We start from the raw sequence: 15,349 nt of genomic DNA on the forward strand, positions 1-15,349 counted from the left end.
GGGGAGACCATTCGGTGAGGAGCCGATGCGTGAGCCACCGAGGTGGCCGGTGATTGCGGATGCGTTCACGGTGACCTCGGCTTTCTGATCTCACGAGGTATTCGTCGTCCTCGCGGGAACGGATTGGCGCCAGTGCGACTTTCTTGCGAGTCGCTCAGTCGACGGGCGCATCAGCCCACCAGCGCACGGAAGCCTCCCACCAGACGGATGCGCTGCTCGCTGGTCTTGGCGAGCGGCGTGACGGCCAGCGTCGTCACTCCCGCCTCGGCGAAAGCGGCGACGCGCTCCGCGACCTCGGCCGGCGAGCCGATGAGGTTGATGGCCTTGGCGAGCTCGTCGGGGACGGCGGCAGCCGCCTCGTCCTTGCGTCCGTCGAGGTACAGGTCCTGGATGAGGGCGGCCTCCTTCTCGAAGCCGTACATCGACACGAGGTCGTTGTAGAAGTTCTTGTCGCGCGCCCCCATGCCGCCGACGTACAGCGCGATCTGCGGCTTCACGAGCGGCAGCAGCGCATCCGCGTCATCGCCGATGTAGAGGGCGGGGCTGGCGAAGACCTCGAGGGCGGCGAGGGCGGGGTCGCGCTTGGCGGTTCCCGCGGCGATGGAGTCTCCCCAGACGTCCGCGGCGCGCTCGGGGTGGAAGAACATCGGCATCCATCCGTCGGCGATCTCGGCGGTCTGGCGGACGCTCTGCGGGCCGAGGGCGGCGATGACGATGGGGATCGAGTCGCGCACGGGGTGGTTGATGAGCTTCAGCGGCTTGCCGAGGCCGGTTCCCTTCTCGGCGGGAAGGGGGATCTGGTAGCTGCGGCCGTCGTACTCGAGGCGCTCCCGGCGCCAGACCATCCGGCAGATCTCGACGAGTTCCCTGGTGCGGCGCAGCGGCGCGTCGTACGGCACCCCGTGGAAGCCTTCGATGACCTGCGGACCCGATGCGCCGATGCCGAGAGCGAAACGTCCGTCGCTGACGTAGTCGAGTCCGGCAGCGGTCATCGCCGTGAGCGAGGGGGTGCGGGTGTAGATCTGCAGGATGCCGCTGGCGATCGTGATGGTCGACGTCGATGCGGCGAGGTAGCCGAGCTGGCTGACCGCGTCGAAGGAGTACGCCTCGGGCACGATGATGATGTCGAGGCCGGCCTTCTCGAGCTCGCCGACCTCGGCAGCGGTCTCGCGGAACCCACCGGCGTAGTTGAGCATCATTCCGATACGCATCTGTTGTTCGTCCTCACGTCGTCGTGGCGCGCCGATCTGCGCAGACCAGCGTCCAGTATCCCCCGCGCGCGCTGCCATCGCCGCACCGGAGAACGGATGCGATGTGTCGAGGGTGAGCCTGGTGGCTACGAGGCCTGAGTCGGGAACCCCGAGAAGCGGATGCCCCACCGCACGGTCCACGATGCGCCGGGCGCGAGGCGATGGAGCCCGGCACCCGAGTTGAAGGAGTTGGCCGGGCCGGTCATCGGTTCGACGGCCACCGCCCAGACGGCGCCGTCCTGCCCGGGAAAGGCATCCGTGTTGTAGACCTGCACGTAGCCGAAGTGCTCATCGGCCCACATCGCCACGGAACGGCCGTCGTCGGCGGTGATGGAGTGGCTGGACCGGCCGTCGACGATGTGCACGTCGGCCCAGGCGTCGTCGAGGTCGACGGCCCCGACCTTGACGCCTTCGCGGAGGTCGAAGCGGGTCCCGTTCACGGCAGTGGTGCCCGTGGGGTTCAGCCGCTCGTCGACGTCGATGTGGGTGTCGGCTGCGACGCGCACCGTGAGGTCGGCCGCCGAGAGGTCGCCGATGGTGAGGAACGGATGCGTGCCCACCGCGACCGGGGCCTCGCCCTCGCCGAGGTTGCGCAGCGTATGGGTGACCGTGATGCCGTCGTCGACGAGCTCGTAGGTGACCGACGTGTCGAGGTGGTACGGGTAGCCCAGCTGCGGGAACACCGGCGCCTCGAGCGTCACCGACGCATCGGAGTGCGCTGCCACCGTGTATGGCGAGTAGCGAAGAAGCCCGTGGATGGCGTTGTTCTTGGGGGGCTCGGTGATGGCGAGCTGCCGTTCGACGCCACCGTCGTCCCACCGGCCGTCGGGGATGCGGTTGGGCCATGGCACGAGCACGACCCCGGCGCACGACGGCGTCGGCGCATCCTCGGCGTAGCTCTGCACGATCTCGACGTCGCCGACACTCACCAGACGCAGGGATGCGCCGAGCTCGGTGACGATGGCACGCAGCTCACCGGCGGGCGATTCGCTGCGCAGTTCGTGCTGTTCTCCGGTGGGTGCGCTCATCGTTCCAGACTATCGATCGGGGTGGTGATCACGTCGAGGCCGGCGGATCGGAGGTCGTCGAGGGCGGCCGGCGTCGCGGCGGCGTCGGTGATGAGCGTGTCGACCTCGGCCAACCCGGCGATGCGGCCGAGGTGCACGCGCCCGAGCTTCGATGAGTCCGCGACGACGATCGCCCGATGGGCGGATCTGAGCATGCGCGTCTTCACGGCCGCCTCGGGAAGGTTGACGTTCGTGACACCGGCGGCGACGTCGACCCCGTTGCAACCCAGGAAGGCGATGTCGGCGTGGATGCGCTCGAGCACGACATCCGCCAACGGATCGACGAGCGAGTGCTGCAACGGGCGGAGCGCTCCGCCCGTGACGACCACCGTGAAGCGAGGGATCTCGCCCTCGAGCTCGAGGGCGATGGAGATGCCGTTGGTGACGACGGTGACGTCGTCGAGGTCGCTCCGGGCGCAGAGGGCGCGGGCGACGGCGAGCGTCGTCGTGCCGACGTCGAGAATGATGCTCTGGCCGCTCCGCACGAGCGATGCGGCCACCTCGCCGATTCGCTGCTTGGGCAGCACGGATGCGACAAGCGACTCCTCGAAGGACGTCTCGCGTTCGGCGCGATCAGCTGCCGCAGGCACCGCTCCGCCATGCACCCGCAGCACGTGACCGGCGTCGACGAGCGCGTCGAGGTCGGCACGGGCCGTCACGCCGGAGACGCCGAAGCTCTCCGCCAGTTCGCTGACCCGCACGAAACCCCGTTCAGCCACCGCGACGCGGATGCGCTCGCGGCGCACGACGGCGGGGAGGTTCTCATCCGTGGTCACGATCTCGATCTTTGCTTTCTTTGGTTTTCTTATCAAGTCGCAAGTCTTTGTTTCGACAAGCGAAGTCTTCTACAGTGGCAATGCCATGGACAACGACCTCCCTTCCTTCGTCGCCGACGACCGGATCGCGCGACGTCGCGACCTCCTCGCCGATGGACGCGAACTCATCTACTTCGACGACGCCGACACCACGCTCGGCCCCGACCGCGCCGTCGACCGGCGGACGCTCGACGCCCGCCCGGCGACGGCGACCATGCGGCAGGACGCCCTGACCGGCGAGTGGGTCTCCATTGCCGCGGCCCGCCAGAACCGCGTGTTCCTGCCGCCTGCCGAAGCCGATCCACTCGCTCCGCAGTCACCGACGAACCCCTCCGAGATTCCGAGCGACTACGACGTCGCCGTGTTCGAGAACCGCTCGCCGTCGTTCGGCCCCTTGCTCGAGGCGCCCGACGCGCCAAGGGGGTTCGACGACCTCGCCGCGATCGGCCTCGGCCGCACCCGCACGAGCGTCGGCCGGTGCGAGGTGGTGTGCTTCAGCCCGGAGCACACCGGCTCGTTCGGCACGCTCAGCGTCTCACGCGCCCGCACGGTGATCGAGGCGTGGGCCGAGCGCACCGCCGCCCTGTCCGCCCTACCCGGGATCGCGCAGGTCTTCCCGTTCGAGAATCGCGGGGAGGCGATCGGCGTCACGCTGCACCATCCGCACGGCCAGATCTACGCCTACCCCTACGTCACACCGCGCACCATGAGACTGCTCGCATCCGTCGCCTCCTACGGGCCGACGCTGTTCGCCGACATCCTCGCCAGTGAGCAGGCCGGCGAGCGCGTCGTCCTGCGCGGGGAGCACTGGACGGCGTTCGTGCCCTTCGCCGCACGATGGCCGATCGAGGTGCACATGCTCCCCCACCGCCACGTCGCCGACTTCGCCGGGACGACCCTTGCCGAACGCGACGAGCTCGCCGTCCTCTACCTGCGACTGCTGCGCGGCATCGATGCGCTCTACGAGACGCCCACCCCGTACATCGCGGCGTGGCACCAGGCGCCCGTCGACGTGGGTCGGGACGACATCCGCCTTATGCTGCAGGTGACGAGTCCGCGTCGCGCGGCCGACAAGCTCAAGTACCTCGCCGGCAGCGAGGCCGCGATGGGGGCGTGGATCGGCGACGTGACTCCCGAGCAGGCTGCCGCGGCCATCCGTTCCGCCATCGAACGGGCGGATGCGGCGACGCCCGTCACCGCAGAAGGAGCCAGCCGATGACCGACAGCAGCATCCTCACGCGCTTTCGCGACGCCTACGGGCGCACCGCGACAGGCGTGTGGTCGGCACCAGGGCGGGTCAACCTGATCGGAGAGCACACCGACTACAACCTCGGATTCGTCTTCCCGTTCGCCATCAACCGACGCACCGTGCTCGCGCTGGCGCCGCGGGAGGATCGTACGCTGCGGGTGGCGTCGTCGTTCTCACCCGACCCCGTCTCGATCTCGCTCAACGACCTCTCACCCGATCGCTTGCACGGCTGGTCGGCCTATCCGCTCGGCGTAGCCTGGGCGCTCGGGCAGGTGTCCCAGCTGCGCGGGGTGCGCACCGGGGTGGACGTCTACATCGACTCGAACGTGCCCATCGGGGCCGGCCTGTCGTCATCGGCAGCGATCGAGAGCGCCATGGCCGTGGCCCTCAACGACGTCTGGCGGCTCGACCTCGACCGGCGCACCCTCGCCAAGGCGGGCCAGCTCGCCGAGAACCGGGCGGTCGGAGCCCCGACCGGCATCATGGACCAGTCGGCCTCGCTGCTCGGGCGCACCGACTCCGGCGTCTTCCTCGACTGCCGGAGCCTCGCGGCCGAGGTCATCCCGCTCGGATTCGAGGATGCCGGACTCGAGGTGCTCGTGATGGACACGCACGTCAGCCACGCGCACGCGACCGGTGGGTACGCCGCCCGGAGGGCGTCCTGCGAGGCCGGCGCCCGCGCCCTCAAGGCGGATTCGCTGCGGGATGTGCAGCTCAGCGACCTCCCCGAGGCCGAAGAGGTGCTCGACGAGGAGACCTTCCGCCGCGTCCGCCATGTCGTGACCGAGAACCAGCGCGTTCTCGACACCGTGCGCACGTTGCGCGAGAAGGGGCCGCACGCCATCGGGCCGCTGCTCGACGCCTCCCACGTCTCGATGCGCGACGACTTCGAGATCTCCTCCCCCGAGCTCGACCTCGCGGTGTCGACGGCACAGGCATCCGGGGCCGTCGGAGCGCGGATGACCGGCGGCGGCTTCGGTGGCGCGGCCATCGCGCTCGTGGATCGCGCCGATACGCAGTCCGTGCGCGACGCGGTCGCCGCGTCCTTCGCGGAAGCCGGATACCGAGCGCCCGACACCTTCACCGTGCGGGCCGCGCAGGGCGCCGGGCGCGAGCAGTAATCCGCCGGCTCCGACCTCAGCCGGTGACCGCGCTCGGCTCGCCCCCGGTGATGCGCACCAGCTCGTCGAACGTGGTCGGGAAGACGGTGTGGGCGTGTCCCGCCGCGGCCCAGACGGTGTCGAAGCCGGCCAAATCGGTGTCGACGACGGTGCGGATGGCAGACGGATGGCCCACGGGGGCGACGCCGCCGATCACCTGACCGGTCGCCTCCTTGACGGTCTCCTTCGAGGCCCGCTCGATGACGCCACCCAGTCGCTCGCCGAGCCACGCCGTGTCGACGCGGTGGGCGCCCGACGTCAGGACCAGCAGCGGCTCACCGTCGATCGTGAAGACGAGCGAGTTGGCGATGGCGCCGACAGTCGTGCCGATCGCCGCGGCCGCAGCCTCAGCGGTCGGCGTCGCCACCTCGAACCACACGATCTCGGGCGCGAGACTGTGGGTGGCGAGCGCAGCGCGCACGCGATCGACGGCCGGATGCGACGTGTTGACCATGCCGAGATCCTGCGGTGGCGGCAGCTAGGGTGATGGCGTGAGTGTTGACGACGCGGCGATCATCCGAAGCCTGGCCGGCGTCTCCGGCCCCGACATCGCCGCCAGCGCCTTCGTTGCCGCCGGAGCAGTCGTCGTCGGCGACGTCGAGCTGCGCGAGGGATCGAGCGTCTGGTACAACGCCGTTCTCCGGGCGGAGGCCGCGCCCATCGTGCTCGGCGCCGGGTCCAACCTCCAGGACACCGTGGTGTGCCACGTCGACGCCGGCTTCCCACTCAGCATCGGCAGCGGCGTCTCGGTCGGGCACGGGGCCGTGCTGCACGGCTGCACCGTCGAGGACGACTGCCTCATCGGCATGGCGGCGACGGTGCTCAACGGGGCCGTGATCGGCGCCGGCTCGCTCGTCGCGGCCGGAGCCGTCGTGCTGGAGGGCACCGTCGTGCCGCCGGGATCGCTCGTCGCGGGCGTGCCGGCCAAGGTCCGGCGCGAGCTGTCCGATGAGGAGCGCGACGGCATCCGTCGCAATGCCGATCACTACCTGCGGCACGTCGCCGAACACAGCGCTCCCCTCGACTGAGACGGGCGGATGCCGACGAGCCGCCGTCAGGGGCGCCCGGCCGGCTGCGGCAGCTCGAGCGGCGCGGCGTCCTCTCGCGCACCCAGGAGCGTCCGGAGTGCCTTACGGCCTCGTCGCAGGGTCCAGCGGACCGGAGCCCCGATGACGGCCGCCGCCGCGCCGAGCGTTCCCGTGTCGTAGGTACCGAGCACTCGCCGCCGTTCGTAGGCCGACCGCAGGGCTCCACCGGTCAGGTTGTGGACGCGGGTGCGCTGCGGCAGCCCGGACGCGGCGCGCCGGTCGGCGAGGGCGTTCAGGTGCGACGCCCAGTCGTCGAACTCGTCGCCGTGGAAGTAGTTGTCGTCGAGCCACGCGGGGTCCGGGTGCCGGTAGCGACCGGCGATGAGCTCGCGCGACGAGGCGAGCAGCCCGCTGCCGTCGAAGACGGTGTTGATGAGCGCCCGGTCCACACCGAAGTCGTCGACCATCACGACGGGCACCCCCAGGGCGATCGCCTCCAGAGCGGCCGTCGAGCTGATCGTCACGAGGGCGGCCGCCTGGGCGAGGTGCTCGGCCATGGGCCCATCCTCGACGACCAGATTGGCCGGCCGGCCGGCCAGCCGCGCGAGGACATCCGGCTCCGAGAGCAGCTCGGCGAACCCGTACTCCTCTCGGTGGGTCTGGGCCTCTCCGGCGATCGCCCGCACCTTGACGACGACTCGGTGCTCGGGTTGGGCACGGGCGGCGTCGGCGAGCCAGCCGAGCAGCCGGATGCGATCCTCGCGCTCGGCGGGAACCTTGGCCTGCGCCGCGAAGACGACGGCGTTTCGGATGGCCGAAGCGGAGCCGACCGACGCCAGGAAGGGGAAGGTCGCCAGTCCGAACGCGACGTCGACTCCGAGGTCGGCCGCGTTCGCGCCGAAGTCGCGCACCTCGCGCCGGCTGTGCAGCACGATCAGGTCGACGAGTTCGCGGAAGATCACGGCCTTGCGCTCAGCCGGGATCGTGATGCCCGGGAACCCGCTGAGAAGCACAGGACGATTCGGCATCCGCATGATCAGCGGCGAGACGACCCTCACCAGCGGACCGCGGAGCGAGAGCAGCACGGCATCCGGCTCGTCCGCCGCGATGAGGGTCACGAGGTCATCGACCGCCGTCTCGCCGACGACCTCCGGCGCGAACCCGGTTCCTTTCAGGGCGATGCGCAACTGCCGAGGGCTCGGCATCACCGGCGAGCGCAGCACGACGACGCGCGCCGTCCAGTCGGCGGGCAGTCGCGCCGCGAGCGCGGCCCCCCACTTGACGTACGAGTCGGAGTCGGCGATGACGAGCATCCGACGCGGCGAGCTCACGGGGTGAGCACCCGACGGAGCTTGGCGCGGGGCGCGATCTCGCCCGGGTAGACGCGCTTGATGCCGTCGCCGAGCGCCTCGCTGATGATGCGGATGTCGCGGACGAGGTGCTCGAGACCCTGCGGCTCGAGCGATGCGGCCTGATCGGAGCCCCACATGGTGCGATCGAGCGTGATGTGGCGCTCCACCGCGACCGCGCCCAGCGCCACGGCGGCCAGCGAGATCTGCAGCCCGCGCTCGTGCCCGGAGTAGCCGACCGGCACGCCAGGGTAGAGGTCGCGCAGGGTCGGGATCATCAGCAGGTTGGCCTCCTCGGTCGGCATGGGGTAGCTCGAGGTGGCGTGCATCAGGATCAGCCGCTCGCGCCCGAGCACATTGACGGCGGCGTCGATCTCCTCGATCGTCGACATGCCGGTGGAGAGGATGACGGCCTTGCCGGTCGCCGCGATCGCGTCGAGCAGCTCGAGATCGGTGACGGATGCCGAAGCCACCTTGTGGGCGTTCACCCCGAGGTCCTCAAGGAAGTGGACAGAGGGAACGTCCCACGGTGAGGCGAACCAGTCGAGGCCGCGGAGGGTGGCGTAACGGCCCACCTCGACGTAGGCATCCCGATCGAACTCGACCCGGCGACGGTAGTCGAGGTAGCTCATCGTGCCCCACGGGGTCTCCCGCTGAACGTCCTTCATGTGCTCCGGCGTCGCGAGCTCGGGCGTGCGCTTCTGGAACTTGACAGCCTGCACGCCCGAATCCGCGGCGACGTCGATGAGACGCTTGGCGATCTCGACATCGCCGTTGTGGTTGAGCCCGATCTCGCCGATCAGGTAGACGGGGTACTCGGATCCGATCGGGGTGTCTCCGATGTGCACGGTCGCGGTTTTCATGTGGGCTCCTCCTGGGTGATGGTTCTGCCGGCGAGCACGCGCTCGGCGAGTTCGCGCACGGCTCCGCGGCCGCCCGCTGCGGACAGCACGACATCGGCCGCTGCCAGGACGGCGGGATGCGCATCCGCCACCGCGACAGCGCACCCGACGGCGTCGAAGCAGGGCAGATCGGCGAGGTCGTTGCCGAGGTAGGCGACGCGGTCGAGGTCGATGCCCGCTCCCGCCGCCCAGGCGAGGAGCGGCTCGCGCTTGGACTCTGCGCCCGAGATCGCCTCGACGCCGAGCTTCGCGGCGCGGGCGCTGACGACCGGGTTGCGCTCGGCGGAGAGGATGAGCAGGGGAATGCCGGCCTCGCGCAGCATCCTCACCCCGTGTCCGTCCCGGCGGCTCACACGCACGCTCTCCTCGCCCGACTGCGTCACCGTCACGGTGTCATCGGTGTGGACGCCGTCGAAGTCCGTGACGACGGCATCGATGCCGGGCAGGGCATCCGCTCCGCCTCGGCGACTCGTCGCGAGAGCCGAGGCCAGCCGCAGGTCCGCGGGGGTGTCGATCTCGATGGCGTCCGCCTCGTCGACGACCTGCACGCCGATGCGCCCGAAGAAGCGATGCCGGGCCGCACGGAACCCCGCCGCGTCCATCACGTAGAAGGCGCCCGTCTCGCGGTACTCGGGCGGTCGATCCTGCCGCCGTAGCCGCTCGGTCGAGCGATGGTTCACGCCCTCCACTCCTCCGTCCGCATCGCGCCAGAGGAACGCATGGCTCGGTGCGGCGGAGAAGACGACGTCCTCGGTGCCCGCGGTGACGCGGGCGATCGCTGCGCTCAGCGCGTCCTGGTCGATGAAGGGGCTGGTGGCCTGCAGGAACACGACGACGTCGGGCTGGGCCTCCAACACGTCGAGCGCGTGCAGGAGTGCGGACTCGGAGCTCGCCGAGTCATCGGCGAGTTCCGCCGGCCGCTCCAGTGTCTCCGCGCCCGCCGATCGAGCGACACGCGCGATGGCCTCGTCGTCCGTGCTGACCACGACGCGGTCCACGCCCGCCGCGGTGGCGGCCCGCGCCGCCCGGGCGATGAGCGGGACGCCCCCGACCGGTGCGATGTTCTTGCCCGGCAGTCCCTTCGATCCGCCGCGCGCCGGGATGAGGGCGAGGACGAAGGGCATGCAGCGAACCTATGTGCGCCCTATGAGCCAGGGGCGACGCGCACATGAACGCGAGCGCTACACGAGGTTGCCGAGAGGGGCGCGGTCAGCCGAGCAGCTCAGCCGCCTTGACGACGTTGGAGAGCAGCATCGCGCGCGTCATCGGACCGACCCCACCCGGGTTGGGTGACAGGAAGCCGGCGACCTCGCTCACGTCGGGCCGCACGTCGCCGGTGAGCCGGCCCTTTCCGGTCGCGGGATCCTCCACGCGGGTGATGCCGACGTCGAGTACCGCCGCGCCCGGCTTGACCCAGTCCGCCGTGACGAGGTGGGGCACGCCGACCGCCGCCACCACGATGTCGGCTCGGCGCACCTCGGCGGCGAGGTCGACGGTACGCGAGTGCGTGAGCGTGACGGTGGCGTCGAGTCCCTTGCGGGTGAACAGCAGCCCGAGGGGTCGACCGACGGTGAGGCCCCGGCCGATCACGGTCACGTGCCTGCCCGCGATGGGCACGTCGTACCGCCGCAGCATCTCGACGATGCCGGCGGGCGTGCACGGCAGCGGCGAATGCAGCTCGCCCTCGATGCCGAGCACCAGGCGCCCCAAGTTGGTCGGGTGCAGTCCGTCGGCATCCTTGGCTGGATCGATCGCCTCGAGGGCGGCGTGCTCGTCCAGACCCTTCGGCAGAGGAAGTTGCACGATGTAGCCGGTGACCTCCGGCGCGGCGTTGAGGTCGTCGATCGCGGCGAGCACATCGGCCTGGGTCGCGGATTCGGGCAGGTCGACGCGGATCGATTCAATGCCCACCTCCGCGCAGTCGCGATGCTTTCCGGCAACGTAGGCGCGCGATCCGGGGTCGTCGCCGACGAGCAGCGTGCCGAGACCGGGACGGATGCCGCGATCGTGCAGCACGCGGATGCGCTCGGCGAGCTCGCCCTTCACGGCGGACGCGGTGGCGACGCCGTCGAGCGTGACCGCCACCACTACTGCACCAGGCCCGGGTAGAGGGGGAAGGCGGACGTGAGGGTCTGCACGCGCTCGCGGAGGGCGGCGACATCCGCTCCGGGCTTGAGGGTCTCGGCGATCACGTCGGCGACCTCGACGAACTCCGTCTCGCCGAACCCGCGGGTGGCGAGGGCGGGCGTTCCGATGCGCAGGCCCGACGTGACCATCGGCGGGCGCGGATCGAACGGGACGGCGTTGCGATTGACGGTGATGAGCACGTCGTGGAGCGCATCCTCGGCCTGCTGACCGTCGATCGGGCTGTTGCGAAGGTCGGCGAGCACGAGGTGCACGTCGGTTCCGCCGGTGAGCACATCGACGCCGGCCTCGCGCGAGTCGTCTGCGACGAGACGGTCGGCCAGGATCTGCGCACCGCGGATGGTGCGCGCCTGCCGGTCCTTGAACTCATCGGATGCCGCGATCTTGAACGCCGTCGCCTTCGCGGCGATCACATGCATGAGCGGACCGCCCTGCTGGCCCGGGAAGACGTTGGAGTTCAGCTTCTTCGCCAGCTCCATGTCCCGGGAGAGGATGAAGCCCGAGCGCGGGCCGCCGATGGTCTTGTGAACCGTGGAGGACACCACGTCGGCGTGCGGAACCGGCGAGGGGTGCAGGCCGGCCGCGACGAGACCCGCGAAGTGCGCCATGTCGACCCAGAGCTTGGCGCCCACCTCGTCGGCGATGGCACGGAACGCGGCGAAGTCGAGCTGGCGCGGGTACGCGCTCCAGCCGGCGATGATGACCTGCGGACGGTGCTCGAGCGCCTTGTACCGCACGACGTCCATGTCGACGAGGAAGGTCTCGGGGTCCACCCCGTAGGCGACCGCGTTGTAGAGCTTGCCCGAGAAGTTGAGCTTCATGCCATGGGTGAGGTGGCCGCCGTGGGCGAGCTCGAGGCCGAGGATGGTATCCCCCGGCGTGGCGATGGCCGAGAGCACGGCCGCGTTGGCCGTGGCACCGGAGTGCGGCTGGACATTGGCGTAGGCCGCACCGAACAGGCTCTTCGCTCGCTCGATCGCCAGCGACTCGGCGATGTCGACGAACTCGCAGCCGCCGTAGTAGCGACGGCCCGGGTAGCCCTCTGCGTACTTGTTGGTGAGCACGCTGCCCTGCGACTGCAGCACGGAGACGGGCACGAAGTTCTCGCTCGCGATCATCTCGAGGTAGTCGCGCTGACGCCCGAGCTCCAGCTCAAGCACCTCGGCGATCTCGGGATCGACCTCCGACAGAGGGGCGTTCATCATCGAGCGTGAAATGGCGGTATCTGACACGGGCGTCTCCTGACTCATCGGTAACGGATCTCTCTACGTCGTGGCCCAGGCGAACGGCCACCAACCGATTCAGTCGCTCCCCGATGGTCACCCATCCGAACGCCAGTTGCGACGCGTCGAGCTTAGCAGTCCGTCACTCCGAGCGACCCTCTTGCGAATTAGTAAGGACGCCTGACATACTCGGCGAAACGAGGAGGACGGATGCGCTCCACCCGGCTGCTCGCAATCGGTTGCACCCTCGCCGCCATCACCGCCCTACTCGCCGGGTGCACCGCAGCACCCGCATCCCCGGAGAACGCCATGCCGCGCATCGTGCCCCAGCCCGCCACCGTCAGCGCTCAGGACGGCGGCCGTTTCGAGCTCACGTCGTCGAGTCGCATCGTCGCGTCGGGCGACGGCGGCCGGGCGGTCGCGGAGTTCCTCGGGGAGCGCCTGCGCACCGCGACGGGGTACGAGCTCGCCGTGAGTGACGGGACGGATGCCGGAGCGCATGACATCTCGCTGGCGATCACGCCGGATGGCACCTCCGCCGAGCCCGAGGCCTACGGCATCCGCTCGTCGACTGAGGGGATGCAGCTCACCGCCGCGACCGCCGAAGGGCTGTTCCGCGGCGCGCAGACCGTTCGCCAGCTGTTCGATCCGACCATCGAGGGGCAGGTGCCCGTGCAGCAGGACTGGACGGCACCGGCCGTCACGATCGCCGACCATCCGCGCTTCGCCTATCGCGGCGCCGGTCTCGATGTGGCGAGGCACTTCTTCTCCGTCGCCGACGTGAAGCGCTACATCGACGACATCGCCCTGCTGAAGATCAATTTCCTGCACCTGCACCTCACCGACGACCAGGGCTGGCGCATCCAGATCGACGCGTGGCCGAAGCTCACCGAGATCGGCGGCACGGGTGCCGTGGGCCTGGCCAGCGGCGGCTTCTACACGAAGGCCGACTACGCCGAGATCGTCGCGTACGCGGCCAGTCGCTTCATCACGATCGTCCCCGAGATCGACCTGCCCGGCCACACCAATGCGGCACTCGCCAGCTACCCGGAGCTCAACTGCGATGGCGTCGCGCCCGCGCCGTACACGGGCATCGAGGTGGGATTCTCGAGCCTGTGCATCGACAAGGACGTGACGTACACGTTCGTGTCGGACGTGCTGCGCGAGCTGGCCGCCATGACGCCGGGCCCCTACCTGCACCTCGGCGGCGACGAGTCGCTGTCAACGCCGCCGGCCGACTTCGAGCGCTTCATCCAGCGGGTGACGACGGATGCCGCCGCCCAGACGGGCAAGACGATCATCGGCTGGCACGAGATGGGCAAGGCGACGGGCCTTCCCGCCGGCACCATCGGTCAGTACTGGAGCTTCGTGCAGCCGCAGGAGGGCGCAGAGGATGAGACACGCACCTTCGTGAACGGCGGCGGCAAGATCATCTACTCCCCCGCCGATGTGGCCTACCTCGACATGATCTACGACGACGACACCCGGTTCGGACTGTCGTGGGCGAACGGGCCGACATCCGTCCACGAGGCCTACATGTGGGATCCGACCGAGATCGTGGACGGCATCGGCGAGAAGGACATCCTCGGGGTGGAGGCTCCGATCTGGACGGAGACGCTCACCAATATGGACGATGTCGAGTACATGGCCTTCCCCCGCTTGGGATCGATCGCCGAGATCGCCTGGTCGCCCGCACCGAAGGATGGAAAGCGGGACTGGGATGCATTCGCCCCGCGGGCGGTCGCCCTGTGCAACCGGCTCGCGGCACTCGGGGTGGGGTTCTATCACGCGCCCGAGCTGCCCTGGGACTGAGCGCCCCGCCGCCGTCCCATCCACGAACCTGGATTCAGGCAATAGCTCGCCATTCAGGCGCCATTCGAGCATTCCTGCCTGAATGGCGTGCTATTGCCTGAATACGAGGTGTGGGCGTCCGTCCTCCCCACCGCCCCCAACCGTGCAGTCCTCCCCAGATCCGCGGACATCCCGCCTCCGTGACGCCCGAACACGAGCACCATCGAGGGATGCGCCTCGTGGACTGGATTGATGAGCATGACGGCATCCGTCATGTCGATGACGCGTTGGGTGCCGGGTACACGCGCTACGCCATCCGCCGTGCGGTCGAGCGCCGTACAGTTTCACGGATTCGCCGTTGGTTGGTGACCCCGACCGCTCGAATCGAACACCGGCGCGCGGCATCCATCAGCGGACGCGTCGCGTGCATCAGCGCTGCTCGCGAACTCGGGCTCTGGACAATCGACGACGGACGATTCCACGTGGCCGTCGCTCACGGCGCATCTCGATTCGACGCCGGCGATGCCGTGGTGCACTGGGGCGCCGGGCCGGTCGATCCTCACCGCTTCGAACTGGTCGAGCCCGTCGTGAACGCCATGGTCCAGCTGGCGGACTGCCAACCGCTGGAGAACGCGCTGGCGACGTGGGAGTCCGCGCTGCGCACCGGCACGACCACGCTGTCATTCCTCGAGCGCCTGCCATTGCGGAGCGCCGCTGCCCGGCGCGTGCTCGCCGGTGCGTCACAGCTCTCCGCCTCGGGCATCGAGACGATTCCGGTGGCGCGCTTGCGACGGATCGGGATCGTGGTGCGCCAGCAAGTCCTCATCGACGGCCACCGCGTCGACGGACTGATCGGCGAGCGCCTCGTGCTGCAGATCGACGGCTACGACTTCCACCGCACCGCTGCCCAGCGCCGGGCGGATATCGCGCACGATCGAAGGCTGACCCTCATGGGATACACCGTCCTGCGGTTCGACTACCGGCAGGTGCTTTTCGAGTGGGACACGATCGAGGCGGAGGTGCGCCACGCGATGGCCGTCGGGCTCCACGCGGCGTGATGCTCCGCGTCGCTCCCGCATCGCACGCGGCTCAGGCACTCGTGCGCGATGCAGGCTCGAATGCCGAGGATGTGCCTGAACGACGCGCTATTGCCTGAATCGCGTACGGTGCCTCCGCGCCACCCTGACTCGCGAGGCCGACGCGCCATTGCCTGAATCACGCGCGGGGCCTCCGCGCCACCCTGACTCGCGAGGCCGACGCGCCAGCCTGAATCGCGCGCGAGACCCCCCTCCACGTGAACCCGCGCAGCCCACGGGCCAGCCTGAATCACGGGCGAGGCCTCCCCCGGCCTGACCCGCGGGGCCGACGGG

Annotated in this window: 14 protein-coding genes and 1 riboswitch; of the genes, 5 read left to right on the forward strand and 9 right to left on the reverse strand. The window is 69.8% G+C overall.

The genetic code is table 11. The features are described 5' to 3' along the window. Positions 1-170 precede the first annotated feature (170 nt). The 3 genes from E6C70_RS07060 to E6C70_RS07070 all read right to left on the reverse strand — a co-directional run bounded on the left by E6C70_RS07060 (position 171) and on the right by E6C70_RS07070 (position 3,093). Positions 171-1,211 (reverse strand): LLM class F420-dependent oxidoreductase, encoded by a 1,041-nt coding sequence (locus tag E6C70_RS07060; RefSeq protein WP_136423546.1) that lies wholly within the window; start codon positions 1,209-1,211, stop codon positions 171-173. A gap of 125 nt (positions 1,212-1,336) precedes the next feature. Beyond that, positions 1,337-2,278: an aldose 1-epimerase family protein gene (locus E6C70_RS07065; RefSeq protein WP_136423548.1), complete on the reverse strand. Its 942-nt coding sequence runs from the start codon at positions 2,276-2,278 to the stop codon at positions 1,337-1,339. Next, positions 2,275-3,093, reverse strand: coding sequence for a DeoR/GlpR family DNA-binding transcription regulator (locus E6C70_RS07070; RefSeq protein WP_136423550.1), 819 nt, complete (start codon positions 3,091-3,093; stop codon positions 2,275-2,277). Before E6C70_RS07070 ends, E6C70_RS07065 begins: the two co-directional genes overlap by 4 nt. Before the next feature lie 85 nt (positions 3,094-3,178). Between E6C70_RS07070 and galT the strand changes: the two genes are divergently transcribed. Together galT and galK are read left to right on the forward strand one after the other, a co-directional pair. Further along, complete coding sequence (gene galT, locus E6C70_RS07075) at positions 3,179-4,351, forward strand: galactose-1-phosphate uridylyltransferase (RefSeq protein WP_136423552.1); 1,173 nt, start codon at positions 3,179-3,181, stop codon at positions 4,349-4,351. Continuing rightward, on the forward strand, positions 4,348-5,502 hold the full coding sequence (gene galK, locus E6C70_RS07080; RefSeq protein WP_136423554.1) for a galactokinase: 1,155 nt from the start codon (positions 4,348-4,350) through the stop codon (positions 5,500-5,502). Before galT ends, galK begins: the two co-directional genes overlap by 4 nt. A 16-nt stretch (positions 5,503-5,518) precedes the next feature. Here the strand turns inward: galK and E6C70_RS07085 are convergent, their stop codons facing one another. Further along, entirely contained in the window at positions 5,519-5,995 is a 477-nt protein-coding gene (locus E6C70_RS07085; RefSeq protein WP_136423557.1) for a YbaK/EbsC family protein, read from the reverse strand. A 37-nt stretch (positions 5,996-6,032) separates the two neighbouring features. Here E6C70_RS07085 and E6C70_RS07090 point away from each other — a divergent pair, with 37 nt between their 5' ends. Beyond that, entirely contained in the window at positions 6,033-6,569 is a 537-nt protein-coding gene (locus E6C70_RS07090; protein WP_136423559.1) for a gamma carbonic anhydrase family protein, read from the forward strand. Positions 6,570-6,595: 26 nt separating this feature from the next. Here the strand turns inward: E6C70_RS07090 and E6C70_RS07095 are convergent, their stop codons facing one another. The 5 genes from E6C70_RS07095 to glyA form a co-directional block, all read right to left on the reverse strand. Next, positions 6,596-7,900 carry a DUF6716 putative glycosyltransferase gene (locus tag E6C70_RS07095; protein ID WP_136423561.1) on the reverse strand — a complete coding sequence of 435 codons (1,305 nt, stop codon included), beginning with the start codon at positions 7,898-7,900 and terminating at the stop codon, positions 6,596-6,598. Next, positions 7,897-8,781, reverse strand: coding sequence for an N-acetylneuraminate synthase family protein (locus E6C70_RS07100; protein ID WP_136423563.1), 885 nt, complete (start codon positions 8,779-8,781; stop codon positions 7,897-7,899). The genes E6C70_RS07095 and E6C70_RS07100 overlap by 4 nt, the downstream gene beginning before the upstream one ends. Beyond that, complete coding sequence (locus E6C70_RS07105; protein WP_136423565.1) at positions 8,778-9,944, reverse strand: acylneuraminate cytidylyltransferase; 1,167 nt, start codon at positions 9,942-9,944, stop codon at positions 8,778-8,780. Before E6C70_RS07105 ends, E6C70_RS07100 begins: the two co-directional genes overlap by 4 nt. Positions 9,945-10,029: 85 nt before the next feature. Next, positions 10,030-10,908, reverse strand: coding sequence for a bifunctional methylenetetrahydrofolate dehydrogenase/methenyltetrahydrofolate cyclohydrolase (locus E6C70_RS07110; RefSeq protein WP_136423567.1), 879 nt, complete (start codon positions 10,906-10,908; stop codon positions 10,030-10,032). Beyond that, positions 10,908-12,170 (reverse strand): serine hydroxymethyltransferase, encoded by a 1,263-nt coding sequence (glyA, locus tag E6C70_RS07115; RefSeq protein WP_136423820.1) that lies wholly within the window; start codon positions 12,168-12,170, stop codon positions 10,908-10,910. Before glyA ends, E6C70_RS07110 begins: the two co-directional genes overlap by 1 nt. A gap of 63 nt (positions 12,171-12,233) precedes the next feature. Beyond that, positions 12,234-12,317: riboswitch (ZMP/ZTP riboswitch) on the reverse strand. A gap of 81 nt (positions 12,318-12,398) precedes the next feature. On the opposite strand from glyA, the gene E6C70_RS07120 reads away from it, so the two are divergent. Together E6C70_RS07120 and E6C70_RS07125 are read left to right on the forward strand one after the other, a co-directional pair. Beyond that, a complete protein-coding gene (locus tag E6C70_RS07120; RefSeq protein WP_136423569.1) occupies positions 12,399-14,000 on the forward strand; it encodes a beta-N-acetylhexosaminidase in 1,602 nt (533 codons plus the stop codon). 218 nt (positions 14,001-14,218) lie between these two features. After that, positions 14,219-15,037, forward strand: a complete 819-nt coding sequence (locus E6C70_RS07125; RefSeq protein WP_136423571.1) for a DUF559 domain-containing protein — start codon at positions 14,219-14,221, stop codon at positions 15,035-15,037. Positions 15,038-15,349 lie beyond the last annotated feature (312 nt).

The sequence above is a fragment of the Orlajensenia flava genome (assembly GCF_004801905.1).
Lineage (GTDB): Bacteria > Actinomycetota > Actinomycetes > Actinomycetales > Microbacteriaceae > Orlajensenia > Orlajensenia flava.

Excerpts from the sequence above, each read along its gene's own strand:
- E6C70_RS07060 (WP_136423546.1), bottom strand. The coding sequence starts at position 1,211 with ATGCGTATCGGAATGATGCTCAACTACGCCGGTGGGTTCCGCGAGACC.
- E6C70_RS07065 (WP_136423548.1), bottom strand. The coding sequence starts at position 2,278 with ATGAGCGCACCCACCGGAGAACAGCACGAACTGCGCAGCGAATCGCCC.
- galT (WP_136423552.1), top strand. The coding sequence starts at position 3,179 with ATGGACAACGACCTCCCTTCCTTCGTCGCCGACGACCGGATCGCGCGA.
- galK (WP_136423554.1), top strand. The coding sequence starts at position 4,348 with ATGACCGACAGCAGCATCCTCACGCGCTTTCGCGACGCCTACGGGCGC.
- E6C70_RS07085 (WP_136423557.1), bottom strand. The coding sequence starts at position 5,995 with ATGGTCAACACGTCGCATCCGGCCGTCGATCGCGTGCGCGCTGCGCTC.
- E6C70_RS07100 (WP_136423563.1), bottom strand. The coding sequence starts at position 8,781 with ATGAAAACCGCGACCGTGCACATCGGAGACACCCCGATCGGATCCGAG.
- E6C70_RS07105 (WP_136423565.1), bottom strand. The coding sequence starts at position 9,944 with ATGCCCTTCGTCCTCGCCCTCATCCCGGCGCGCGGCGGATCGAAGGGA.
- glyA (WP_136423820.1), bottom strand. The coding sequence starts at position 12,170 with ATGATGAACGCCCCTCTGTCGGAGGTCGATCCCGAGATCGCCGAGGTG.
- E6C70_RS07120 (WP_136423569.1), top strand. The coding sequence starts at position 12,399 with ATGCGCTCCACCCGGCTGCTCGCAATCGGTTGCACCCTCGCCGCCATC.